Genomic DNA, 26218 nt, shown 5'->3' with positions numbered 1-26218 from the left:
GAGCCTGATGACAAACCCCGACTTCGGGGTTAGTCATCCGGCCCAGGTCGTCACGGGTTGGACGCCTGCCACCCCGGGGCGCATCCCCCCGACAATCCAAACCCTATGTCGAAAAAAGAGGTCGCTCGCTTCATGTCTTCTCCCAAGACGCTCTATTTTGTCCATTGCGTGGACACGGAAGGCCCCCTGTACGAATCCCTCGCGGCAAAATTCGAGTGTCTGGAACGCTCGTTCGGGCTCCGTTTCAAACCGAGCGCGCAACGCCTCGCCGAACTCCAGCAGGGACGGGGCCTTCCCGACGACCTGCGGGAGCAGGTCATGGAGTTTCTGGCCCCAGGACGCAGAAACTACAAGGAAGACTGGACGCAAGTCGACGAAATGGTCGACGAACTCATGAGCCCCGAATGGCGCCAGCGCCACGCCGATGACGCGGGCAACGGCTACGTCTTCAGTTGGTTCGTGGTCGACCATGTGGGGCACGACTTCAACCCGCGCCGTCGCGCCCTCGGGTTTCACACCATTTACGATCACTACGTGGAGAAGCTCGCCGCGTTCGCGCCGCCGATGGACAAGCTCTATTTCCACTACCATCCGGTGTCCTATTTCCACGCCGCCAACAAAAATTCCAACAGCTTCAGCTACACCAACCACCACCTCCAGGCCCTGAGCCGCCGGGTCATCGACCATTTGGACTTTCCGGCGGCCTTTCGGCCGGGATTTCATCTCGAACGCCCGGACATCAATTTCTTTCTGGAGCAGTGGATTCCCTTCGACTACGGCAATCAGGGCATGCCGGAACGGGAAGAAGACCGAAAACAACGCGACATCGGCGGCGGCCGCTACGGCGACTGGCGACGCGCCCCGGACCTCTGGGACGTGTACCACCCGAGTTTCGCCGATTACCAACGCCCCGGCGGCATGAAACGCTATATCGCCCGATGCCTGAACCTGGACTCCCGGCTACGCCCCATCTCCGAAGCGGAAATCGAGCGGGCCTTTGTCCAGGCTTCCACCCGGGGATCGGCCATCCTGTCCATCACCAACCATGACGAACGCGAGATGCGACCCCAGATCGACTGGTTCATGGACACCGTGCGCGCGGTCGGCTCCCGCCACCGGGACGTGCGTTTCCTCCACGCCAACGCCGTGGACGCCATCCGCCAACACTGCCGGCTGCCCCGGGTCGAGCCCGTGAGCCTTTCCTTCCGCTGGAACGACAACACGTTGGAGATCGAGGCGGACAAGCCGATCTGGGGTCCCCAGCCCTACTTCTGCTTCAAGACGCACGATCAGCGCTACATTCACGAAAACTTCGATTTCCAGGGGGAGCAGGGTTGGAGCTTCACCTTCGACGACGACACCATCCCCACCTCCTGCCTGGAAGGCATCGGCGTCGCCACGAACGACGACTTCGGCAACACCGTCGTCTTTCGTCTCTCTCCGGACAAGGACCTCGACAAAACGCGACACCGCGTTCTCAACGCCCCCTGCTTCCCCGTGGCGGGCTGAGGACGCCGGAAACGCCGGCAATCCCCGGCGCGACGACAACGCGGGCAGGGCACGCCGGGGCCGACCGAAAAGTCGACCGCGCGCGGACCGGTTTCGCGCCGCGACAGGCCTCGCCGCCTGTCCGCGTCGTTCGCCGCAGGGTCAGCGCAGCTTGGCCTCGCCCTCGGCCAGGGACTCCAGGCGCTCTTTGTCGAGCAGGGTGATGGTGCGGTTGTCCATGGCGATGAGTCCGGCGTCCGCCAGCCGGGCCAGGGTGCGCGAGAGCGCCTCGCGCGTGGAGCCCAGAAGACCGGCCAGATGGCCCTTGCTGATGTCGAGGGCGAAGGTGTCGCGGTCCTGGTCCTCGGCGCGCAGGAGCAGATACCCGGCCAGACGGGCCGGCAGTTCGCGCAGGGTGAGTTGCCCGATCATGGCGGCCATCTGGCGCAGCCGCAGGGAAAGCGCGGCCAACATGGCCATGGCCAGGCCCACGTCGCGCTCCATGAGCCGGGTGAGCACGTCCTTTTCGATGAACAGCACGCGCGAGGCCGCTATGGCCATGGCGCTGGCCGGATACTTGGCCCCCTGGAACACGGGCGCTTCGGCAAAGGGCTCGCCCGGACCCAGCACGTGCAGGATCTGCTCCTTGCCTTCGGGAGAGGCCTTGTAGATCTTCACCTGCCCGGAAAGCACCACGAACAGCCCCTTGGCCTTGACTCCCTCGAAAAAAATCATCTGCCCCCTGTCGTAGCCGATCACGGCGGAGTTGCCCTCCAGGGTGGCCAATTGCGCCCCGGACAGGCTGGAAAACAGGGGAACCTTGGCCAGAACCGACAGGGTGGTCGCGGAGGAAGGGGAAACCATACCCCCTTCGTAGCCGATTTTTGATCCAAGTCAAAGCGCGCCGCGCTCTTCCGGGAGAGCCTGGGGGGGACGAACCTTCAAGCGGAGCCTGTCGAACATGTCCTCGTTTCCCCTCGCGGCACTCGTCTGCCTGGCCAGCCTGCTTCCCGCGGCCCACGCCCTGCGCTGGCACGGGCTCTGGCCGGCGCTGGCTTGGCTGGCCCCCCTGGCCTGCCTGGCCCTCACGCGGCGCCCCTTCGCCCGGCTCGCGGTCCAGGCCGCCCTGGTCCTGGGCGCGCTGGACCTGGCCCACACCGGGGCCATGCTGGCCGGAACCCGCCTGGCCATGGGGCTGCCCGTGATCCGGCTGGCGGCCATCATGACCGGGGCCGTCCTCCTGCCCCTGGGTGCGGCCCTGGTTCTGGCATGGGCCCAGGACCGGACTCTAGGACGGACGGGGCGCGATACCGCGCCAACCCGCGGGGGGCCGGGATTTTTGGCCTGCGCCCTGGTCTTCGCCGCGCTGTCCCTGGTGGAGCGCAAAGGCCCTCCCGGACTGCTGCTGGCCGACCGGTTCGCCGCCGGAGCCGGCTGGCTGGAGGCCGCGCTTTTGGCCCTGTACGCCGGGTTCGTGGCCCAGGGGCTGGCCGATCCCGCCCGGTCGCCAACGGTGCGCCGGACGGTCTGGACGGCCTTTTCCCTGGTCTTTTTTCTGCAACTGGGCCTGGGGCTGGCCGGGTTTCCCCGCTTTTTGTTCAACGCCTCCCCGCACCTGCCCGTCCCCGCCCTGATTCTGGCCGGCCCCCTCTACCGGGGCGAGGGGCTGTTCATGCCCATTTTGTTCGCCCTGTCCGCCCTGCTGGCCGGCCCGGCCTGGTGCAGCCACCTTTGCTACGTGGGCGCGTGGGACGACGCCTGCGCCAGGACCGGAACTCCCCGGCCCGCTCCGGCATGGATGGCCCGGGGCCGGGCCGGACTGGCCCTTTGCGTGCCGGCCGCAGCCTGGGGCCTGCGCCTGGCCGGGGTGGGGCCGGCCTGGGCCGGGGCTTTGGCCGCCGGATTCGGACTGGTCGGGGTGGGGGTGATGCTTTTTGTCTCGCGCCGGGCGGGATACATGGCCCACTGCGCGGGGTTTTGCCCCATGGGCCTGGTGGCCGGACTGCTGGGCCGGCTCTCTCCCTGGCGGCTGCGCATCGGGCCGGATTGCACGGCCTGCGGGGCCTGCGCCAGGGCCTGCCGCTACAACGCCCTGCGCCCCGAGCATCTGGCGGCCAGGCGGCCGGGCCTTTCCTGCTCCCTGTGCCTGGACTGCCTGCCCCGTTGTCCCAAAGGCAGCCTGACGCTTACCGCCTTCGGCCGCGACCGTCCCCTGGTGCGCACGGCCTTCGCCGTTCTGGCCGCCTGCCTGCACACGGTTTTTCTCGGACTGGCCAGAATGTAGCTCGCACCCGTTGCCCTGCGGGGCCTCGTCCTCTACACTGGGGAAAACACGGGAGGCCTTCATGGACGACGTCCTGCCCACAGTGCTGGTGGCTGACGACGACCCGGCGCAACGCCGGCTCATCCGCCTGGGCCTCGAACCCAGGGGATTCCAGGTGATCGAGGCGTCCAACGGCCGCGAGGCCGTTGATCTGGTGCGCGAACGCTCGCCCGATCTGGTGCTTTTGGACCTGCGCATGCCGGTTCTGGACGGACTGGGCTTTCTGGCCGAGGTGGACGCCCGCGCCCTGGAGATGCCGGTGATGGTGGTCTCGGGCGTGGACGACGTTTCCGAGGCGGCCCAGGCCTTCAAGCTGGGAGCCGTGGACTACGTGCCCAAGCCCCTGACCAGCTTCGAGCTGGTGGAACAGGCCCTGCGCAACGCCCTGTCGCGCCGCGACCTGGCCCGCAAGGCCCGCAAGGTGGAAGGACGTTACCACACGCTGGTGGAAAACGTGCCCATGACCGTGTTTCTCATGGACAGCCAGCGGTCCTTCCTCTTCGTGAGCCGCCACCTGGAGGCGATGCTGGGCGAATCTCCCCAGAGCGTGCTCCACAAGCCGGACTGGCTGGTCAACCGCGCCTACGCCCAGGACCGGGAAAAGCTCGAACGCCTGCTTTGCGCCACCCTGACCCATCAGGACAAGCCCCGCTCCGGCGAATGCCGCCTGCTCAAGAGCGGCGGGGGAATGGCCTATTGCCTGCTCAAGGTGATTCCCTTGCGCGACGATCCCTCGCAGGAGCCCCTGGCCGAGGGCGTGATCCTGGACATTTCGGACCGGGTGGCCCTGGAAAAGTTTCTGGTGCAGCGCGAAAAGCTCAAGACCCTGGGGTCCATCGCCCAGGGCCTGGCCCACGAGATCAGAAATCCCCTCATGAGCATCGGCGGTTTCGCCAGACGCCTGCGCGACAAGTACCCGGAAGCCCACGAGGCCGAAATCATTTTCAGCGAGGCCAAGCGGCTTGAAGACCTGCTGGCGCGCACCCTCAACTACCTGACGCCGGTCAAGATCAAGACCGAGACCTGTCCGGTGGGGCAGACCGTGCGCGACGCCATGGGCGTGCTGTCCTGCGAAGCCGACGCCCGGGGCGTTGCCGTGCGTCTGGACCTGGGCCCGGAAACCGCGCAAGTGCAGGAAGATCCCGAGCTCATGACCCAGGTGCTCATCAACCTGGTGCGCCAGATCCTGGGCCAGACGCCCGAGGGGGGATCGCTTTCGGTTTCCGCCTCGGAGAGCGAAAAGCACGTCAGCCTGGTGATCGCCGCCACGTCCCCCCCGGAAGCGGAGGGATCGGCCGTGTCGTACTTGCCGTTCGACCACTCCGACGCGGAGTCGGGTCTGCCCTTCGCCCGCAGGATGCTCGGCCTCATGGGGGGCAGCCTGGAAATCGAAACCCGGGACGGTCAGACCCTGGCCACGGTCAGGTTGCCCAAAAAACGCGAGCGTCTGTAACGCGGCCCCGGCCCTTACATTCCTGTGGCGTTTCGGCGGCTAAGAACGCCCGGCCCCGACATTGACGCCGGGATCGTCATGGCCTAACTGGCCGTTGAACAAGTCGATTCTTGCAGCCTGTTCGAAAACCGGCTGGCAACGCTTATCAAGGAGACACCCATGCGGCGCTTCATCGTCTTGGCCTTCGTCGCGCTGGCGCTTTGCGCCTGCACCAAGCCCCCCTATCAGAAGCCCCAGGCTTCGATCGAGGACCTGGATGCCGACTACCAGGATTGCTACTCCCTGGGCGCGCTCAAACACTACACGCCCGGCCAGACCGTCAGCGTGGAGGACGCCACCAAGTCCTGCATGCGGGAACGCGGCTACCAGCCCGCCTGCCTGCGCTAGCAGTCTGTTGAAAAATCCTTGCTGGCTGCGTTGCTGCGAAAAGCTCAACCCCTTACGGATGCCAACTCCGCTTCGGGCTTGATTTTTTCTCGCGTTTTGCCAGCAAGTTTTTTGAACAGGCTGCAAGAATTGACTTTTTGGGCGGGCTGCTAGACGACGCGGCCTCGGCCACCCGGGATTTTCCGTTTCCCCTTGCCGCATCCGGCCGCCGGGTCTTTTCGGCGGCCTTTTTTTCGTTTTTTCCCCCAAAGTCTGTCCGCCCCGCGACCGCCCGCCTTGGCAGCCGGCCCAGCTCCGGCTATAGGCCGGCCATGGCTGAATCGACCTTTCGCCTGCTCATGGTGGTGGCCTATCAGGGCACGGACTTCGCCGGCTGGCAGTACCAGCCCGAAGGACAGGGGAGAAGCGTGCAGGCCTGCCTGGAGGCCGCCCTCTCCAAGGTGGCCGGACGGCCCGTGCGCGCTCACGGGGCCTCGCGCACCGACTCCGGCGTCCACGCCCTGCACCAGGTGGCGCACGCCGACCTGCCCCTCTCCCGCGCGAGCGTGCCCTGGACCAAGGCCCTCAACACCCTGCTTCCGCGGGACATGGCCGTGGTCCTCACCCGCCGGACCCCGGACGACTTCCACCTGCGCCGCGCCGTGGCTTGCAAGACCTACGCCTACACCCTGTGGCACGCCCCGGACTTCACCCTGCCCCAGCGCCGGCCCTTTGTCTGGGCCGTGGGGCCCCTCGACTTTTTGGCCATGGAGGCCGCGGCCGCCCATCTGGTCGGCCGCCACGACTTCGCCGCCTTCCAGAACACCGGCACCCGGGTGGCCAGCACCGTGCGCACCGTGGACAGCCTGATCCGGCATCCGGGCCAGACGACCTTCGAATCCGTCTGGCGCGTGCGGGGTCACGGCTTTCTCAAACAGATGGTGCGCAACATCATGGGCGCGCTGGTCTGGGTGGGCAGGGGTAAAGCCGAACCGGATTTCGTCCGATCCCTTCTTCTGACGAGGGACAGAACCCTGGCCCCGGCCACCGCGCCGGCCCGCGGTCTGTGCCTCGAACACATGGAGATCGAGGGACTTGGCCGACTATCCGCTGAGCGCCATCCAGACGGGGAAGACCCTGAACGCGACCCAGGTCAAACGGGACTTCGGGGCCAGGGAGGTTCTGCGCCAGGCGCTCATCGTCAAGAGTGAGCAGGAGGACTCGTCCGGCTTCGTCCAACCGGCCCTGGCCGGCGTGGACCGGGCTCTGTCGCGCTTCCAGGACGCCCTGGCCGCCTTCGCCTGGCCCCAGGGAACCCCGCCCTGGTTCCAGTCGCGCCTGGTGACCGGCTCTTCGGACACCGAAGGCCGCCTGGGCGGGACCACCCGTTCGGGATCAGACGCCACTCCCGAAATCAAGATGGTTTCCTCGGGCTTCGACGCAGCCCAACCCTCGGGCCTGGACGCGGGCGACTACGCCTTCACCCTGTCGCTTGGCGGCGTGACCGAAAAGGTGGCGGTCAGCCTTGGCCAGGGCGACACCTGGGGCGACGTGCTCGCCAAGACGCGAAACGCGGTCAACGCCGGGGAGCTGCCCGTCCGGGCCGACGTGGTGTACAACAACGCGGCCTTTTCGGCCGATCCGGGCATGACGGGGGTGGGGTCCGTGCTCGCCTTTTCGGTCAATCCCGCGCGCGCGGACCAGAGCCCGCAGGCCGTGGACACCTCGGGAGGGCTGCTCCGGGCCCTGGGCATGACCGCCACGACCGACGCCGTGGGCCCGGCCCGGACCGGACCCTACGACGTGAACGTGCGCGCCCTGGCCCTGCCCGCCGTTTTCGCCTCCGCCCCCGTGGATCCCCGGGCCTCGGCCGACTCCCTGGGGTTCACCAGGGGACGCTACGACCTGGCCCTGACCACCTCCGTTTCGGACGACACGCCGGCGACCTACCTTTCCAACACCTTCGACCCGGAGGAAGCCACCGGCCTTTCGCCCGGAACGTACGCCTTCACGTCCACGTCGAACGGCGAGACACGCTCCCACCAGGTCACCGTGGGCTCGGGCTGGACCTGGGGCGACGTGCTGCGTGCCACCACGGCCGAAATCAACGGCCAGTACTTCCGGGTGAACTCGGACGATCCCGCCATGACGGCTCCGTCCACGACCTTTTCCCAGCCCGGGGTGAACGCCCGGGTGGAGGCCGCGCCCATTCCCGACCCCACCCGCCCCAATGTGACCTCCGACGGCCAGATGGCGGCAGTGGAAGGATCGGTCGGAGGCGACTTCACCCTGTCCGACGGAGCGGGCGGCCTGCTTTCGGCCCTGGGGCTCACCAACCGCCTGGTGGGAACCACCGCGTCGTTCACGGTGGGGGCCGGGGACACGGCCCGCGACGCGCTCACGAGCCTGGCCGTGGCGACCGGCGACGCCGGGGGAGACGCGCTTTCGGCCGGCCTGTCCGGCGGGTTCCTGCCGTCGTACGCCGTGGACGGCATGGCCCTGCGCCAGGAGGCCGTGTCCCTGGCGCTCATCCAGCAAAACAGGCGCATCGGCCAGAACCTGAACCTGTCGGAAGGCTCAGGAGGGGCGCTTTCCCCCCTGGGGCTGGCCACGTCGGCCTGGCCCGGACAGGACGGCCAGGCCGACATCAACGGCGTGGCCCACGTGTCCGAAAACAACACGTACAGCCAGGACCAGGGCCGCCTGCTGCTGACCGCGACCGACGACACCGGGGAGAGCCTGCCCCTGCGGGTGACCGAGGGCATGGCCCAACTGGAGGAGAGCCTGGGCCGGGTGACCGGAGCCTACAACGACCTTCTGCGCACACTCTCCAACAACGCCGACATTCTCGACCCGAGCGTGAAGGCGACCCTGGAAGAGCCCCTGGCCGCCCGGTCGGGCGCGCTTTCCGGGTTCGGGCTGGTCAGGACCGGTCGCCTCGGTCAGGTCTGGACCAACCTCGACACCTTCTGGCAAGCCGCCTACGCCGACCAGGACGCGGCCCGGTCCCTTTTCGCCGACCAGGGGACCGGGCTCATTCCGGCCTGGAGCCGCGCCGCGGACAGCCTGCGCGCCGCCGGACAGGACTCCTGGCTCAAGCCGCTGGCGGACTTTGAAAAAAACCGACCCAACCTGACCAGCGAACTCGACCTGGAACGCAAGAACCGACTCGTCGATCTGCTGGGATGAAGGCCGCCGCCAAGGCGGCCGGCAAACGCGCCGCTTCGGGCGCCTCCCCCGAAACGTCCGCCACGGCCCAAGAGCAAGCCGCGTCCCGGGCGCGGAGCGCATACGCAAGGAATTGACTTGCGCGAAGTGGGCGAGATCGGTCTGGATTTTTCACTGTTGAAGGGTCCGTATTTCCTGTCCAGCAACGGCTGATTTTGGTTTGACAAGACTTTTGCGAATGTGACACATGCCTTGCAGCCTTGTAGGATGGGGATATATCGGCTCCGATTTTTCAAGGCCAACCACATATCTCGACGACTCGCGCCCGCAGGGCGCATATCCGAGTGGAGGACTCCCAACATGGTCGCAGCCGCCAAAGGCAAGTATCTGTTCACTTCCGAATCCGTCACCGAGGGCCATCCCGACAAGGTGGCCGATCAGATTTCCGACGCCGTTCTGGACGCCATCTTCCGGCAGGACCCCCAGGCCCGCGTGGCCTGCGAAACCCTGGTGACCACAGGCGTGGCCTTTATCGCCGGCGAGATAACCACCTCCGCCTTCGCCGACTTTCCGGCCATCGTGCGCGAAACCGTGAAAAACGTGGGCTACAACAGCTCGCACATGGGATTCGACTGGGAGACCTGCGCCGTCATCTCCTCCGTGGACAAGCAGAGCGCCGACATCGCCCAGGGCGTGGACCGCACCAAGCCCGAAGAACAGGGCGCGGGCGACCAGGGCATGATGTTCGGCTTCGCCGTGGACGAGACCGACACCTTGATGCCCGCTCCCATCTACTACGCCCACAAGCTGTCGCGCCGCCTGGCCCACGTGCGCAAGGAAGGCATTCTCGACTTCCTGCGCCCGGACGGCAAGACCCAGGTCTGCGTGGAATACCAGGAAGGCAAGCCCATCCGCATCGACAACATCGTGGTTTCGTCCCAGCATGACGAGCACGTGAGCCACATCGACCTGGTGGATTCCATCAAGGCCGAAGTCATCGCCAAGGCCCTGCCCGAGCAGATGCTCGACAAGGACACCAAGATCTACATCAACCCCACCGGCCGGTTCGTCATCGGCGGCCCGCTGGGCGACTGCGGACTGACCGGCCGCAAGATCATCCAGGACACCTACGGCGGCATGGGCCACCACGGCGGCGGCGCCTTTTCCGGCAAGGACCCCTCGAAGGTGGACCGCTCCGCGGCCTATTTCGCCCGCTACGTGGCCAAGAACGTGGTGGCCTCCGGCGCGGCCAAACGCTGCGAAGTCCAGATCGCCTACGCCATCGGCGTGGCCGAACCCGTCTCGGTGCTGGCCAGCTCCGGCGGCACGTCCGACATCCCCGACGAGGTGCTGACCCAGGCCGTGCGCGAAGTCTTCGACATGCGCCCCTACTTCATCACCACCCGCCTGGACCTCAAGCGTCCCATCTACGGGCTGACCTCCTGCTACGGCCACTTCGGCCGCGAGCTGCCCGAGTTCACCTGGGAAAAGACCGACGCCGTGGCCGACCTGCGCACGGCCCTGAAACTCTAGGCTCTTTTCTCCCCTCGACCGCGACAGGCCGGGCCGAAAGCCCGGCCTTTTTTGCGGACATCTCCCGGCGACGGGGCTTGCGAACGTCGCTTCCGGGCCGCGCGACCCCACCGTCCTTTTGCGCCCTTCCCGTTTTCACCGAACTCCCCGGCCGGGTCACGTCCGTGCGTTTCGCCCGGGGCGCTGGCGGCGCCCATTTCCCGGAAAACGCCCTCCCCGGGTATTCGCGCCACGCTGCAGGCTCGACCGCCGACGCGCCTGGCCGACGGGTCTGTTGAACAGACCGCGCGAGGCGACTTTTCAACGACCAGCACAAACGCGGAAGCGAAAGATCGCCGACACGCGTTGACAATTTTTTCCCTTTTCGCTTATTATAATACATATTGTTAAATAATTATTGAAAATCATTATATTTCCTTGAGAGTTGACACGGCTTCCTCCAAACACCTCCCGGAGCGAACATGATGAAGGGGAAATGGAAAACGGTCCTCCTGGTCGGTCTGGGAATCCTTATCGCCTTTCCCCTGTTCAGCATCACCTATTACACCATGGTGCGCACCTCCACTCCCGGATTCTGCTCTTCGTGCCACGAGATACAGCCGGCCTTCAACGACTGGACCCTCTCCACCCACCACAACAACGCGCGAGGCGTGGTGGCCGACTGCATGGACTGCCACCTGCCGGCTCCCCACGATACCGTGAACTTCTTCTACATGAAGGCCCTGCACGGGGCCAAAGACGTGATCGCCCACCTGGTAAACGGTCCCGACGCCTACGATCGGGCCGCGAACCGCGAGGCGGCCTATGCCGGCTTCACGAACGATCAATGCCTGAAGTGTCACCGCAACATCCTCTACATTCCCGGCAAACGCGGAGCCATGCTCGCCCACAAGGAAGTGCTGTACCCCCGCGCCGGATACGATAAGAAGTGCGTCGACTGCCACCGCAATCTCGTTCACGTCGGGCGCACCCGGTACACGTATCTCAGGTAAGCAAGAACGCCACCGCGCGGGCGCGCGCAAACGTGGGAGCGACGGAGGGACACGCATGAAAAAATGGACGATTCCCGGGCTTGTTCTGTTCTCGGCCGGCGTGGTGATGCTGGTGGCCGGCGCACCGAACCTCTTTGCCGAGGAAAAGGGCAACAACACCGGCGAAACCAAGGTGCAGATGAACATGCCCACGCCCAAGGAGTTCAAGATCGAACGGGGCATGTCCAAGCAATCCCAGGCCTGCATCGAATGCCACAAGACCGAGACGCCGGGGCTGTTCACCGACTGGGCCATGAGCCGACACGCGGCGGCCAACATCAACTGCCTGGACTGCCACCAGGCCCAGGAATTCGACCCCGGCGTCAGCAAGCGCCACTACAAGCAGTACGAACGCTCGGACACCAAGTGGGGCACGTCGGAATACCGCGTGCCGGTGCAGGCCGCGGTCACGCCCAAGACGTGCTCCCGCTGCCACCCCGACGAAGTGAAGCAGTACGCCAAGAGCAAGCATGCCAATACCCTGGAGATCATCTGGAAGATCGATCCCTGGCTCAATCACGGCCTCAACAACGCCACCGAGCGCACGGCCGGCTGTTTCAAGTGCCACGGCACGGTGCTGGCCACGGACAAAAACGGCGAAATCGATCCGGCCACCTGGCCCAATGTGGGCGTGGGCCGGCTGAATTTCGACGGCAGCCTGGGCAGTTGCAGCAGTTGCCACACTCGGCACCGCTTTTCGGTCATGGACGCCCGCAAGCCTGAAGCCTGCGGCGCCTGCCACCTGGGCCCAGATCATCCGCAGATGGAAATATTCAAGGAATCCAAGCACGGCGACATCTACGACGCGTTCGGCTCCACCTACAACTGGACCAGCGCGCCCGGCTCCTGGACGCCCGGCGTGGACTACCGCGCCCCCACCTGCGCCGGCTGCCACATGTCCGGCTCCGGCTCGGTCATCGGCACCCACGACGTGACCGAACGCCTCAGTTGGGAACTCCAGGCCCCGCTGACCATCCGGCCGCAGGACTTCAAGCCCTTCCCGGCCCACAACAACTGGGAAGTGGAGCGCAAGAAGATGCAGGCCGTCTGCACGCAGTGTCACGGCGATCCCTGGGTGAAGGCCCATTACGCCAACCTGGACGCGGCGGTGCAAAACTACAACGAGATCTACTTCAAGCCGGTGAAGCAGGTCATGGATCAACTCTACGCCAAGAAGATCATCGACGAAACGCCCATGTTCAACACCAAGATCCAGTGGGACTTCTACGAACTGTGGCACCACGAAGGCCGCCGCGCCCGCATGGGCACCGCCATGATGGCCCCGGACTACGCCTGGTGGCACGGCTTTTACGAGTGCAAGAAGAAGTTCCAGGAGATCATGGAGGAAGCCCAAAGCTACCTGGACGGCTCCAGAAAGCCCTACCGCTATCCCGCGATGCCGGGCTCCGGCGGCGACACCACCCGCCCGGCCCAGATCTTCAAGGACCAGAAGCAGGGCGGATAAACCCCACGCCGCCCGGAGCGATCCGGGCGGTTTTTTTTGGCGAAGGCCCGGACCCTCCGGCGGGATTTCCCCGCGCCGCCAAGGCTGGGCGCCGCCAGACCCCCGCCAACCCTTGCCAATCGGGCGGAACCGGGCTAGCTACCGCGCAGGGCCAGGCAACGTCCGTCGTTTGGCCAACATGCAAGGAGGTTTTTCCATGTCCGCCCCTACGCTCAAGCTGGGCATTCCCAAAGGCAGCCTGCAAGAGGCCACCGTCAAACTGTTTGAAAAGTCCGGCTGGAAGATCAAGGAGCATCACCGCAACTATTTTCCTGAAATCGACGACGACGACATCACCTGCTCCATGTGCCGCGCCCAGGAAATGAGCCGCTACGTGGAATCGGGCCTGCTCGACTGCGGCCTGACCGGCAAGGACTGGATCCTCGAAAACCAGTCCGACGTGGTGCTGGTGACCGATCTCATCTATTCGAAGGTCAGTTCGCGCCCGGCGCGCTGGGTTCTGGCCGTGGCCGGGAACTCGCCCTTCAAGCGCCCCGAAGACCTGCAAGGCAAGCGCATCGCCACCGAACTGGTGGGCTACACCAAGCGCTACTTCGAGCAGGCCGGCATCAACGTCGAAGTGGAATTTTCCTGGGGAGCCACTGAAGCCAAGGTGGTGGAAGGCCTGGCCGACGCCATCGTGGAGGTGACCGAGACCGGCACCACCATCAAGGCCCACGGGTTGCGCATCATCGCCGAGGTGCTCATCACCAACACCCAGTTCATAGCCAACAAGGCCGCCTGGGCCGATCCCTGGAAGCGCAAGAAGATCGAAAACATGGTCCTCTTGCTTCAGGGCGCCCTGCGGGCCGAAAAGCTGGTGGGCCTCAAGATGAACGTGCCCGCCGGCGGCATGGGCAAGATCATGGCCCTGCTGCCGAGCCTGACCTCACCCACGGTGGCCAACCTGTACAATTCCGACTGGCTGTCGGTGGAAGTGGTGGTCTCGGACGCCACGGTGCGCGATCTCATCCCCAATCTGCGCGACGCCGGCGCGGAAGGCATCATCGAATATTCCCTCAACAAGGTCGTGTAGCCTTTTCCGGCGGGAGGGCCGTTTCGTCCCGAAAGGTCCTCCCGTCGACGTTCGCGCCGGCCTTTCCCGCCTGGACGCCCCGCCGCGCCTGGACGTCCTGTCGCACCTGATGCGGCGCTCGCGCCGAAAAGCGTCCGCCCCTTCGGCGGCGGCATTTCCAGCCCCCGACCGACCAGGCGCGCGTCTTTTCTTGCGCGCCCCCACAGGCGCGACACGCCCCGAAGTCACCGCCTTCCTCCGCAGCCCGACCCGCCGGGCCACGCCCTCCCTTTCCTGGAACACGCGGATATGCGGCGAAATCCCGTTGACAGAAACCTGCCCTTTCCTTGAGAACGATTTGTCGAAGGCTCAAGGACGATCTTGTATGCGGTCGACATCTCCGGCTCCCTCGGGAGCCTTTGGTTATGGACCGACTTATAACAGAATATAAATAGCCCGGGTGTTCATGCGCGTGCAGTCAGGCGAGAGCGTCAATCCCGCCGACACCTTCTATGCCCATTGGGGGTTCATCCAGTCCGAAATCCGTCGCCGGTTTCCCCGTCAGGAAACCCTGGCCGAGGAGGCCTTGAACTACGTTCACGAAAAGTGCGCCGAGGACGGCTGGAGCAAAATCACCCAATATCAAGGCCGGTCCTCCTTCAAAACGTTCTTGAGAGCGGTGACCCTGCGCCTTGTCGAGGATTTTTCCCGCCAACGCTTCGGCAGGCGCAGACCCCCGGCCTGGGTGAGGCTCAAGGGCGGATTCTGGGAACGCCTGTACCGGTTGCTCTGCCTGGAGGGACTGAGCCGCGACGCCGCCGCGGAAACCCTCGAAGCCCAGTCCCCGGGCAAACCGGGCCGCAAAGCCGCCCTGACGGCGGGCCGAACCATCCTGGAAAACATTCCCGATTGCGGAGCGCAATCGCCCCGGGAAACGCCGCTGGAGGAAACGGAGCCCCAACCCGACCCGCACGACTGCAACGAGCACCTGAAGTCCCCGGAAGACCTCCTGGCCATCAAGGAGCGCTCGGCGTTTCTCCAGGCCGTGCGCCTGTGTCTGGAACTGCCCGAGGATTTTCCCGCCCAGTCCGACGCGGACCAACTGCGTCGTTTTCTGCACGCCCTGCGCACCAGGATGCGGTTGTCGGCCGAGGAGCGGCTGTTGCTTCGCCTGGTCTACCAGGACGACCTGAACGTCACCAAGGCCGGAGCCTTGCTGGGCCTTGGACAGGACCAGGCGCACGGCCGGCTGCGACGCCTGCTCGGAAGACTGCGGGAGGCAATTCGCGCCGCGCTTGTCAGCCTGGGCGAAGATCCTGAAACATCCCCCCTGCTCCGCATCGCAAAGCGCGCTTGACGACGGTTGTGCGCATTTCGTCCGTCCTACTGAAAGGCGAATGGATTTCATGGTTGGAACGATCAAACAGGAGTACCTATGCGCCCACGTATTCGGTGTCTGCTGCTCTGCATCATACTGGTTCACTGTGGAGTACTATGCGCCCGGGCCGCCGATCGTCCCCAACTCGTGGTTCTGCCCATCCTGCCCGCCCAGGGCCAGGCCGACGACGGCCTGGGACTCGGGGTGCAGAACGCGCTCGAAATGACGCTCTACGTGCACGACGGGCTGAAACGAGAAGCATTTCTTTGGGAAATCAAGAAACTCTTTCCGTCCGAAAAGGACTTTCTGGACTACGCCGCCGGGCGCGGACCGGGCTTGCCGCCAGCCCAGGCGGCAAAACAGGCCGAGGTGCGCTACGTGCTGGAAGGCCGAATCACCGACGCCGCGCAACGAACCGTGTCGGTTCGACTTTTCGATGCCCAGACCGGATCGACGGCCGAGTCCGTTCTTCCCCTGGACGCGGACACGGGGCTCAAGGGCCTGCGCGAGGGGCTCCTGGACGTTCTTGCCGCCAACGGCCTGCCCCTTTCGGCGCAGCAGCGATCCAAGGCCCTGTGGGAGGAAAAGACCAGCCTCCCCGCACTCAAGGCCCTGGGAGCGGCCACCCGGGAGCATTATACGGTACTGACGTTCAAGCCAAAAGGGGCCAAACCGTCCCTCAACCCGTATCAGCAGGCGATCCAATTGGCTCCCGAGTCCTACCTGGCCCGCAACTGGTTGGGGTGGGGGCTCTGGAGGACTGAGGACCTCCCTGGCATCAAGCGGGAATTTGAAGCGGCCGTCACACTGAACCCGTCCGGCGTCGACGCTTTGGACGGGCTGATATCCATTGCCAAAAAACAGAATGATATTCCCGGGCTGAAGCAATGGAGCGCCCATGTGGCACAGGCCCTTGGGAAAAATCCGGACGAGGCCGTGGCGACGGGTTTGTTGAAGTATGCCGAATCGCTGCACGCCCAGGGGAAGAACAAGCAAGCCTTGCAGCCCGCACGAGAAGCCCTGGCCCTGCGAGAGAAAGTCTTGGGACCGGAACATCCGGACGTGGCGTCGATCTTGGACGTGTTGGCCGATGTCGCTCAAGCGGACGGTGACTACGCAACGGCGAAGCCCCTGTACGAACGCGCCTTGGCCATCCAGGAGAAGGTGCTGGGGCCGGAGGACGACAGCACGCTCATCACAATGGTCAGCCTAGCGGAGGTATTGAAGAAATCCGGCGACTTGCCTGGGGTCAAAACCCTATACGAACACGTTCTGGCTACCGTAGAGAAACGATACGGGCCGGAGCATGCGGAAGTCGCAATGGTTTTGAACGCTTTGGCGGAAACACTCGATGCGCTTGGCGACCACGCACAAGCAAAAACCATGTATGAACGCGCTCTCGCCATTTATGAAAAAACAGAAAAACAGAACAAAGAATATCTTGCCGACGCGCTCTATACGCTTTCCCAAGCAATCGCATCGAGTGAAGACCGGCCTTGGGTCAGAGAGATGTACAGTCGCATCACAACTATCTGCGAACATACCTATGGTCCAGACAGCAAGCAGCTAGCAGATTCCCTTGACGATATTATAAAGGAAGATATTTCCGCTGGAAATTTTAACGATGCCATAAAAAATCTCAGCCGTTGTATAGCAATACGAGAAAAAATACTTTCTCACAATCACCAAGACACTACTAAATGCCTAGGTACGTTATGCCTTGTTGCCAAGGCTGCTGGCAATATTGACCTTTCTCGTGAGGCCTGTGATCGATATCAGCGTATCACAGGAGAAATGCCTAGTGTAAAGGAGGAATTTGACAAAAACTTCAAGACGATGATGGCACGTTTGAAAAGCGGTGTGCCACAAGAAGCATTTCACTATGCAAAACTCGCTCTCGTCGATTCCGAGATGGAATACGGTAGAGAGAGTGTGGAGTCTGGTGTCGTAATGGCGCTCATGGTAGGTGTGTTCCATGAACAAATAGCCCAAGAGCAGTCAAAAGAGCTGACGGAGCGCGCAAAAGCCATCCTGACAAAGCCGACATCGGAGAAACATCCTCAATTTCTCGCTGGTGTTGATTTCCTGGCCAGTGCGCTCGAACGGGATCACCGTTTCGACGACGCACTGCGCCTCCGGCGAAAAGCGGTCGAGGTTTCTCAATCCATCAACGGAGCTGAAGATACGCAAACAGCCACAGCCTGTGGACAATTGGCATACGTTTTGGACGAACTGGGGAGCCACGCCGAGGCACGAAATTTTGCGCAACAAGCTGTGAACATCCATGTAAAGAATATTGGCCCTGAGAACAAATCCACCATCGACAGCATGACACTTTTAGGGAGAATCATGCAAAGGATGGAGGACTACGAAGCCGCAAAAGGTGTTTTTGAACAGGTCGTCAACTTGAGCAAAAAGGTATTCGGCCCCGGAGACCTGAGGACTGCGACTGGCTATAACAATCTTGCCTTTGTATCCACGCAGCTTGGCGACTACTCCACGGCTAAAGAACTTTACGATTCGGCATTGCAGATTCGCGAGAAAGAACTCGGCTCGAACTCCCCTGCCGTTGCCACTGTGCTGTCGAACATCGCAGCACTGTATTATAATATTTCAGAAGTAGACAATTCAATAAAATATCTCAAACGTGCGTTAAGCATCCTGGAAGCTGATCCTCATCGCGACGAAGCTGCCATTGCACAAGCAGCTCACAACCTGGCTGCAGCTTTGCTTGAAGCCTCTGAAGATATAGACCAAGCATTTCAACTGGAAAATACAGCTCTTGGAATAATAAAAAAGCTTTATGGAGACAACCATCCATACACCATTCCAATACTTCTCAATATTTCAAAAATACACTTTAACAAGAATCAACTCAAGGAATCCTTGCGTCGAATTGAAGACGCGCTACTGGTATGCGCTGCCACAAACAACACCATGAGCAGCGAATCTGCCACATTGCTGGCATCAAAAGGCGTAGTTGAAGAAACTCAAGGACACAAGGAAGAAGCCCGTAAAAACTATGAACAGGCCCTGTTCATAAGCCTGTCCATAGGGAACCCAGAGCTGACAGGCAAAATGTATACCGCCCTGGCAACATACCACAACAATACTGGGAAATATTACTTCGCGACGTTATTCGGAAAGAGGGCCTTCAACCTCGTACAAAGGAATCGAGCCAGTGTATCAAAACTTGGACTCAAAACTTTTGAAGCATACTCTTACAGTAAAGAGAGCGCATCGAAAGGACTAATGGATTCTCTTCTTCTGCAAAATCGCGTTGATGAAGCGCTGCAAGTGCATCGGGCATTTAAAAATAAAGAATTCTACAATTTTATGCAGCTCACGTCACACACAAATTACGACCAGGCACTACAAGCCCAGTACACGCGGGAAGAATCCCGCTGGGTGAAGCGGATCGATGAATTTGCAAGTCGTTTGAAACCAATTGTCAATCTGTACATACAAATCGAAAAATCAAATTCTAATAATAGTTCAAAGGGTCAAGAAGTTCATAAACTCAAAAAACAAATAAACGATTTCAGACAAGAATTCTCAGGGATTCTTGACGAAATGGGAAGTTCCCTCAGCTCAACAAATACAAATTCGGGCGAGATTCACGAAACCGCCAGCCTGAAAAAGGACTTGAAAGATTTTGGCCCCGACACAGCCTTTGTCCAATTTCTTATGTCGGAACAGCATTTTTGGATAATTGCAATAACGAAAGACAAAACAATATGCACAACACCAAAAGAAAAGTGCAACAGAGATCTCATCGAATTTTTCTCCCTTCCATTAATTTACAGTTTGCATTCACCTCAAACAAACCCACATGCCCCGGCACGATCACTTTATAAATTGCTCATCGAACCTATCGCAAAAGAGCTGGACAGCATGCATATTCAGAACCTGATGCTTTCGCTCGATGATATCTTGCGATATGTGCCATTCGCCGCTTTGCATGATGGGGAGCGTTACCTGATTCAACGCTACGGTTTGGCCCTGCTCACCTATTCCGCAAGGGCAAGCTACAAAGATGCGCCCATCCAAAATTGGAAGGTCACAGGCCTCGGGACAACCAAAGCCCTGCAAGGGTTCTCGCCTTTACCTGGCGTACGCGAGGAAATGGACTCCATCGCTCGGGTCTTGCCCGCGACCATTCATCTTGACAACGAATTCACCAAGGACTCCTTACGTAACGCCTTGAACTCGGGAGGGCCTGTTATCCATATCGCCAGTCACTTCAAACTGAATCAAGGCCACGCCAAGGATTCTTTCCTGCTGTTAGGCGACGGCTCACGATTGACTCTGGAAGAGTTGGATAAGGATTACCAGTTTACAGGCATGGACATGCTGACTCTTTCCGCCTGTGAAACGGCTGTGGACAGCATAGACAAGGGCGACGGCAGTGAGGTGGAAAGTCTTGGCGCGCTGGCAATCCACAAGGGGGCCAAAGCTGTCCTGGCAACTCTATGGCCAGTGGCGGACGAAAGTACGGCAATCATCATGGGCCGATTTTACGAACTGCGCCAGAAACAAGGGCTCTCGCGCGCACAGGCCCTGCGAAAAGCCCAAATGTCCCTCCTGGAAGGCACCGCTCGACCAAACCCAAATGGACCCGCGCGTGGTCAAGCCATTCACACTTCCAGTGCCTCAATGAAGAAACAGAAGAAATGGCTCGATATCAAGCCCGGCGAATACCCTGGTTACACACACCCTTATTATTGGGCGCCCTTCGTTCTCATGGGCAATTGGCGATAGACGACTCGCCTTGCGACAAGCACTCGCCGCGACACCCCGTTGCGCCTTGCCGACGGGTGTAGCGTGCCGACCGACTGCCGGAGGCGCTGGGCAACTGTTGGAGTGTTGAGCCTGGGGGCTCAACAGCCCGCCCAAAAGTCGATTCGTGCAGCCTGTTCAAAAAGCTTGCTGGCAAGTCGCGCAAAAAAGTCAATCTGAAGCGGAATTGGCATCCGTTGAGAGTTTGAATTATTCGCAGCAACGCAGCCAGCAAGGATTTTTCAACATGCCGCCTAGCGGGAGCGTTTTTCTTGCATCAAGTCCACGGCCATGCGCTCGCCCAGGGTGAGAAGCACCTCCTTGGCCACGCGTACGGATTCGGGTGGGATGCCGTCCAGCAGTCGACGTTCCAGGACTTGAGCGTTTTGCACCAGTTGGTCGAAGAAGCGCTTGGCCTTATCCGTCAGCACCACATGCCGCATGCGTCTGTCCCCGGCCACGGCTTCCCGCCTGACCAGGCCTTTGGCTTGCAACCGGTCCAGGATATGCACCAGGGTCGAAGCCTCCACGTTCACCTCCGCGGCCAGTTGACGCTGGGTGAGGGGCTCGGGACTGATGATCAGGGAGCACAGCACCGTGAGCGACGCGCTGGAGATGCCGTAGGGGCGCAGCTTTTCGTCGATCAACCCGCGCCACGCCTTGGAGATTTCGTGCAGCAAATAGCCGAACGACTCGGAAGGATTCACCGCCTCCCCGTCCGCCGGACAGGACCTGTTTGAACGCATCGGACCTCCCCGTCTGCATGAAAAATCCGCCGCCGCGCGCGGCCTGGCAACGCCTTCGAGCAATGCGACGCTTTCTTCCCTCTTGAGACGCCAACCGCCGCGCGGAGTGTCGCCGTCACGTCCCCACGCGTCCCGGCCCGGGAAAATCCGGGCTTTTCACGCCCTCCACGTCCACCATACCCGTGTCGCATCCGTGAAAAGCAGGCGCGCCTTTCAAGAATAAAGACAAAAATTTCAGCCTGTTCTCCACGAAACGAACAAACGTCTCCCGCATGGACGCCACACTAGCGTGTCGGCGCGAAAACCGGAAGGGGTGCGCTGCCCGGCGGCACGGCCCCGACCGCCCGACCTGTCGAAACCGCAGGACAGGGTGTCGCACCAGGCTTGCGACAGGCTGTCGCACCGCGCGTTGTCGTTTCCCGCGTCCCGGTCCCGAAAAGTCTATCCCTGGCGCGAGAGCTGAAATCGAAAGCAAACTTGCGCGTATCCTCTTCATATTACAAATATATTGTGATCCGCCCCGGGCAAAACCGCGTCGGGCGCGCTCAGGGAAGACGCCGGAAGCCACGTTCGCCCCGACGCCAATTCAAAAGCCGCGACAGCCCTACAAGCCAAAATCAACACTCTTGCCACAACGAGAGGACATGTCTTGCGCCTGTGGCGTCCACGCGAAGCGACGCACGATCGCTGGAGCGATCGAAATCAAAAAACGCAATGAATAGCGAATGTTATTGGCGTTCTCGCGAGAATCCTACCATGCAGACCATTTCGGGCATGAATCATGCTCTTCAGGAAAGACGCCGAACAATGATGTGGGAAACGGCCCGTATGGTATTTTGCGGAGCTGTGTCGCGACATTGCATGCGACATGTTCATGCGGATGGATGTTTCGTGTGCGATGAAGAACTTTCGGCACCGTGAAACATACTCACCTTCAACAAGCGAGGATGGGCACTTATGAGTTTCAATTTTACTGAAGAGCAGCAACTCATCAAGAACATGGTGCGGGAATTTGCCGAAAACGAAGTGCGCCCCATTGCAGCGGAGATAGACAAGAACCACAGGTTCCCCGTGGAGACGGTCAAACGCATGGGTGAAATCGGACTCATGGGCATCACCATTCCCGAAGAATATGAAGGCTCGGGCGGCGACACCGTGTCCTACGCCGTGGCCGTGGAAGAGCTGGCCAGGGTCTGCGCCAGCCACGGCGTGATCTTGTCCGTGCACATGTCGGTGTGCACCTATCCCATCTACTCCATGGGCACGCCCGAGCAGAAGAAAAAATACCTGCCCGACCTGGCCAGCGGACGCAAGATCGGCGCGTTCGCCATCACCGAGCCGGGCGCGGGCTCGGACGCGGCCGGACAGACCACCACCGCCGTGATGCGCGACGGCAAGTACTACCTGAACGGCACCAAGATCTTCATCACCAACGGCGGCTACGCCGAAGTCTTCCTCGTGCTCGCGGTGACCGATGCGTCCAAGGGCCTCAAGGGTCTGACGGCCTTCATCGTGGAAAAAGGCTTCCCCGGCTTCAAGGTGGGGCAGACCGAAGACAAAATGGGCCTGTGCGCCTCCTCCACCACGGAGATCATCCTCAAGGACTGCGAAGTGCCGGCCGAAAACGTGATCGGCAACGTGGGCGAGGGTTTCAAGGTGGCCATGAAAACACTGGACGGCGGACGCATCAGCATCGCGGCCCAGGGTGTGGGTCTGGCCCAGGGCGCGTTCGAAGCCGCGACCAACTACTCCAAGGAACGCAAGCAGTTCGGTCGGCCCATCAGCGCCAACCAGGGCATCCAGTGGATGCTGGCCGACATGGCCGTGGACATCCAGGCCGCCAGGCTGCTGGTCTACCAGGCCGCCCAGTACAAGGACTTGCACCTGTCCTACAGTCTGCCTTCGGCCATGGCCAAACTGCGCGCCGCCCAGACGGCGGTGAGCACGACCATCAAGGCCGTGCAGATTCACGGAGGCATCGGCTACACCAAGTCCTACCCCGTGGAACGCTACATGCGCGACGCCAAGGTCATCGAAATCTACGAAGGCACCAACGAAATCCAGAAAATCGTCATTGCCGGCCATATCCTGAAATAGTCTCAAACGCCTTCCGAGACATCCTCCGGGGGCCGCCGATCGGACGGGTCGGCGGTCTTCGGCGGGCCCTTTCCGCAGCGGACCGCGGGAGCGGCCGCGATCCTCCCCCCTCTCCATCGCCCGAACGCTCCCTGACGACAGGGCTCGACGCAAAGCTACCGAGTCGGCCGGGGCGTCCTTCGCCCCCGCCACGCCACGAGCCGGGACGCCCTCCGGGAGGGTGCGCCCGGCGCGATGCGTCTGGCCGCATCCTCGCCGACGCGCGGCAAACGCCGGGAGTCGGCCCTGGCCGCTTTGGCCCAGGCGTCCCCGAACGTCCGCCGATTGCCTCCCTCCCCTTTCTCTGGGCGCCCAAAAAGTCGATTCGGGCAGCCTATTCACAAAGCGCGCTGGCAAGGCGCGAAAACAGTCACGCCCGAAACGGCGTGCGCATCCGTTGAGGGTTTGCGTTTTAGGAGCACCGCAGCCCGCGGGGATTTTCAACACGCTGTTGTGCTTCCGTTGTCCGCGCCGGGCCAGCCTGATGTCGCGTGCCCTTCGCTCCTGGACGGGTTTGCGCACGACACCCCGGGTTTCGACGGTGTTTCCCTGGACACGGTGTCGTGTCGCGGACCTGCGACACGGTGTCGCGTCAGAAGTGTCGCCCAACCGTAATACGCCGGAATTTGTTCACTTTTGAACAAGCGGCCCGCCCTGGCCACTCGCATGACAAAAAGGAAACCCTAACCCGCTTTATTCATTCACTTCACCGGGCTGGTCGCTTCGGGCGAAGGGCCTGGTCTCCCGGCTTCTCCGCTCCCGCTCCTTTCGGCATTGCGACTGAAAATGTCGCCGCGTTCCAACGCGATACGACTCACATGTCGCGCGAAATGACATGTCACAGCGTTGTGAATCCCTGGGCCCGGATTTTGGGGGAAAGCAAGCGCCACGAGAATTAATGCTAATCATTCCAGACAAATGCCCGGCAATTTTGCTCCAGGAGAGCGCTTTTGTTTCGCAAGGAACAGAACGTGCAACATCATGATGAAACAACAACGTCAGCACGCCAGAGTTCTGTAACAACAGATTCCGTTGGCGTGAAAACAGCGCACTACGTCAGCACACGTGACTGTTGTTCGTGTGTCGCTGTGGAGATTTGCTTCGTCGTCGTGTCCATTACAGGACTCAAGACCCGCAAGCAACAGGACTTTTGTTTCGCATTAACCTGAAAGGAGCAATCGATATGAATGAATCGGTCATCGTAAGCGCCGCGCGCACCCCGGTCGGCAAATTCGGAGGCGGTCTCAAAAGCTTTTCGGCTGTCGAACTGGGCTCGCTGGCCATCCGGGAAGCCGTGAATCGCGCCGACATGCCCGGCGAGGACGTGGATCTGGTCATCATGGGCCAGGTGTTGCAGGGCGGCTGCGGACAGATTCCCTCGCGCCAGGCGGCGGTCAAGGCCGGTCTGCCCACTTCGGTGCCGTCCGAGACGCTCAACAAGGTGTGCGCCTCCAGTTTTCGCGCCGTCACCCTGGCCGACCAGATCATCCGTTGCGGCGACGCCCAAATCGTCGTGGCCGGCGGCATGGAGAGCATGAGCAACGCTCCCTACGTGGACTTTGACCACCGCTGGGGCAAGCGCATGTTCAACTCCACCCTGGTGGACCTCATGGTGCACGACGGCCTGTGGTGCCCGGTCTACGACCGCCACATGGCCGTGCACGGCGGCGTGGTAGCCACCGAGTACGGCATCTCCCGCCAGGCCCAGGACGAATGGGCCGTGCGCAGCCAGACCCGCGCGGCCGAATCCGTGGCCAAGGGCGTGTTCCGGGAAGAGATCTTCCCCGTGACCGTCAAGGGCAGGAAGGGCGACGTGATCGTCGCCGACGACGAAGGCCCCCGCCCCGGCACCACCTACGAGGCCCTGGCCAAGCTGCCCCCGCTCTTCACCAAGGACAACACGGTCACGGCCGGCAACGCCCCCAGCACCAACGACGCCGGGTCCGCCCTCATGGTCATGAGCGCCGAGCAGGCGGCCAAGCGCCAGATCAAGCCCCTGGCCACCATCGTGGGCCACGCCATGTCCTCGGAGGACATCCCCTACATCGCCACCGCGCCGGGCAACGCCGTGGTGAAGCTGCTCAAGAAGGCCAACCTGTCGGTGGACGACATCGACCTGTTCGAGATCAACGAGGCCTTCGCGGCCGTGGTGCTGGTGAGCGGCAAGATCGCGGGCTGGGACCCCGAAAAGGTCAACGTCAACGGCGGGGCCATCGCCCTGGGTCACCCCATCGGCGCTTCGGGCGGACGCGTGATCATGACGCTGATCTACGAAATGCGCCGGCGCAAGGCCAAGTACGGCGTGGCCGCCATCTGCAGCGGCGCGGCCCAGGGCGACGCCATCCTGGTTCGCTGCGACTACTAGTCGCCGCAAGTATCGAAAAGAACGAACAAAAAGGAGAGAGACGTTCATGACAGTTTCGAAGATCATGGTTGTCGGCGCGGGACAGATGGGTTCGGGCATCGCTCAGGTCGCGGCTCAGGCCGGGTACAAGGTGGTCCTCAACGACATCAAGGACGAATTCGTGGCTCGCGGCATGGGCCGTATCGAAAAGAACCTGGAAAAGGACGTCAGCAAGGGCAAAAAAACCGCCGAGCAGAAGGCCGAGATCCTGGGCAACCTCACCGCCAGCACCTCGCTCCAGGACGGGGCCGACTGCGACGTGATCATCGAAGCCGCCGTGGAGAACATGGCCATCAAGTCCAACATTTTCAAGGAGCTCGACGGCATCTGCCCGCCGGCCACCCTGTTCGCCTCCAACACCTCCTCCCTGCCCATCACCGAGCTGGCCGCCGTGACCTCGCGCGCCGACAAGTTCATCGGCATGCACTTCATGAACCCGGTTCCGGTCATGAAGCTGGTCGAGATCATCCGCGGCCTTGAGACCACCGACGAGGTCTACAAGATCATCGAAGACATGAGCGTGAAGTTCGGCAAGGAGCCCGTCGAGGTCAACGACGCCCCCGGCTTCGTCTCCAACCGCGTGCTCATGCCCATGATCAACGAAGCCGTCTTCTGCCTGTACGAGACCGTGGGCAAGCCCGAGGCCATCGACAAGGTCATGAAGCTGGGCATGAACCATCCCATGGGCCCCCTGGCCCTGGCCGACCTCATCGGCCTGGATACCTGCCTTTCCATCATGGAAGTGCTCTACGACGGCTTCAAGGACGGCAAGTACCGTCCCTGCCCGCTGCTGCGTCAGTACGTGAAGGCCGGAAGGCTGGGCGTGAAGGTCGGCCGAGGCTTTTACTCGTACAAATAGTCCCACCAGGACACCCCCCGGCCCCCGGACGTCCG

The 26218-nt window shown here is 62.1% G+C and carries 17 protein-coding genes; 15 read left to right on the top strand and 2 right to left on the bottom strand.

Features of this window, described 5'->3' with window-relative positions:
- Positions 1 to 132: 132 nt before the first annotated feature.
- Entirely contained in the window at positions 133 to 1509 is a 1377-nt protein-coding gene (locus tag ACYQ01_RS12640; protein WP_459934219.1) for a hypothetical protein, read from the top strand.
- Positions 1510 to 1650: 141 nt separating this feature from the next.
- Here ACYQ01_RS12640 and ACYQ01_RS12635 read toward each other — a convergent pair whose 3' ends face one another.
- Positions 1651 to 2352 (bottom strand): Crp/Fnr family transcriptional regulator, encoded by a 702-nt coding sequence (locus ACYQ01_RS12635; RefSeq protein ID WP_459934218.1) that lies wholly within the window; start codon positions 2350 to 2352, stop codon positions 1651 to 1653.
- Positions 2353 to 2449: 97 nt separating this feature from the next.
- On the opposite strand from ACYQ01_RS12635, the gene ACYQ01_RS12630 reads away from it, so the two are divergent.
- The 11 genes from ACYQ01_RS12630 to ACYQ01_RS12580 all read left to right on the top strand — a co-directional run bounded on the left by ACYQ01_RS12630 (position 2450) and on the right by ACYQ01_RS12580 (position 20020).
- Positions 2450 to 3772 carry a 4Fe-4S binding protein gene (locus ACYQ01_RS12630; protein ID WP_459934217.1) on the top strand — a complete coding sequence of 441 codons (1323 nt, stop codon included), beginning with the start codon at positions 2450 to 2452 and terminating at the stop codon, positions 3770 to 3772.
- A gap of 61 nt (positions 3773 to 3833) precedes the next feature.
- Positions 3834 to 5264, top strand: a complete 1431-nt coding sequence (locus tag ACYQ01_RS12625) for a response regulator (protein WP_459934216.1) — start codon at positions 3834 to 3836, stop codon at positions 5262 to 5264.
- 159 nt (positions 5265 to 5423) lie between these two features.
- Entirely contained in the window at positions 5424 to 5651 is a 228-nt protein-coding gene (locus tag ACYQ01_RS12620) for a hypothetical protein (RefSeq protein ID WP_459934215.1), read from the top strand.
- A 311-nt stretch (positions 5652 to 5962) separates the two neighbouring features.
- A complete protein-coding gene (truA, locus tag ACYQ01_RS12615; protein WP_459934214.1) occupies positions 5963 to 6841 on the top strand; it encodes a tRNA pseudouridine(38-40) synthase TruA in 879 nt (292 codons plus the stop codon).
- Complete coding sequence (locus tag ACYQ01_RS12610; RefSeq protein WP_459934213.1) at positions 6726 to 8819, top strand: hypothetical protein; 2094 nt, start codon at positions 6726 to 6728, stop codon at positions 8817 to 8819. Before truA ends, ACYQ01_RS12610 begins: the two co-directional genes overlap by 116 nt.
- 339 nt (positions 8820 to 9158) lie before the next feature.
- Positions 9159 to 10331, top strand: coding sequence for a methionine adenosyltransferase (gene metK, locus ACYQ01_RS12605; RefSeq protein ID WP_459934212.1), 1173 nt, complete (start codon positions 9159 to 9161; stop codon positions 10329 to 10331).
- Between the two features lie 461 nt (positions 10332 to 10792).
- Positions 10793 to 11323: a cytochrome c3 family protein gene (locus ACYQ01_RS12600; protein ID WP_459934211.1), complete on the top strand. Its 531-nt coding sequence runs from the start codon at positions 10793 to 10795 to the stop codon at positions 11321 to 11323.
- A 55-nt stretch (positions 11324 to 11378) separates the two neighbouring features.
- Positions 11379 to 12827, top strand: coding sequence for a multiheme c-type cytochrome (locus ACYQ01_RS12595; protein WP_459934210.1), 1449 nt, complete (start codon positions 11379 to 11381; stop codon positions 12825 to 12827).
- 196 nt (positions 12828 to 13023) lie between these two features.
- Positions 13024 to 13902 (top strand): ATP phosphoribosyltransferase, encoded by an 879-nt coding sequence (hisG, locus tag ACYQ01_RS12590; protein WP_459934209.1) that lies wholly within the window; start codon positions 13024 to 13026, stop codon positions 13900 to 13902.
- Positions 13903 to 14347: 445 nt separating this feature from the next.
- Complete coding sequence (locus ACYQ01_RS12585; RefSeq protein ID WP_459934208.1) at positions 14348 to 15238, top strand: hypothetical protein; 891 nt, start codon at positions 14348 to 14350, stop codon at positions 15236 to 15238.
- Between the two features lie 78 nt (positions 15239 to 15316).
- Positions 15317 to 20020, top strand: a complete 4704-nt coding sequence (locus ACYQ01_RS12580) for a CHAT domain-containing tetratricopeptide repeat protein (protein WP_459934207.1) — start codon at positions 15317 to 15319, stop codon at positions 20018 to 20020.
- A gap of 272 nt (positions 20021 to 20292) precedes the next feature.
- Here ACYQ01_RS12580 and ACYQ01_RS12575 read toward each other — a convergent pair whose 3' ends face one another.
- On the bottom strand, positions 20293 to 20784 hold the full coding sequence (locus ACYQ01_RS12575; protein ID WP_459934206.1) for a MarR family winged helix-turn-helix transcriptional regulator: 492 nt from the start codon (positions 20782 to 20784) through the stop codon (positions 20293 to 20295).
- A gap of 957 nt (positions 20785 to 21741) precedes the next feature.
- Here ACYQ01_RS12575 and ACYQ01_RS12570 point away from each other — a divergent pair.
- From ACYQ01_RS12570 to ACYQ01_RS12560, 3 genes are all read left to right on the top strand, one after another.
- Positions 21742 to 22881, top strand: coding sequence for an acyl-CoA dehydrogenase (locus ACYQ01_RS12570; RefSeq protein WP_459934205.1), 1140 nt, complete (start codon positions 21742 to 21744; stop codon positions 22879 to 22881).
- 1222 nt (positions 22882 to 24103) lie between these two features.
- Positions 24104 to 25285, top strand: coding sequence for an acetyl-CoA C-acetyltransferase (locus ACYQ01_RS12565; RefSeq protein ID WP_459934204.1), 1182 nt, complete (start codon positions 24104 to 24106; stop codon positions 25283 to 25285).
- A gap of 46 nt (positions 25286 to 25331) precedes the next feature.
- Positions 25332 to 26183 carry a 3-hydroxybutyryl-CoA dehydrogenase gene (locus ACYQ01_RS12560; protein WP_459934203.1) on the top strand — a complete coding sequence of 284 codons (852 nt, stop codon included), beginning with the start codon at positions 25332 to 25334 and terminating at the stop codon, positions 26181 to 26183.
- Positions 26184 to 26218 lie beyond the last annotated feature (35 nt).

The sequence above is a fragment of the Fundidesulfovibrio butyratiphilus genome (assembly GCF_054657235.1).
Note: the sequence above shows the minus strand (reverse complement) of the source record. Positions and strands in the feature narration are given on the sequence as shown.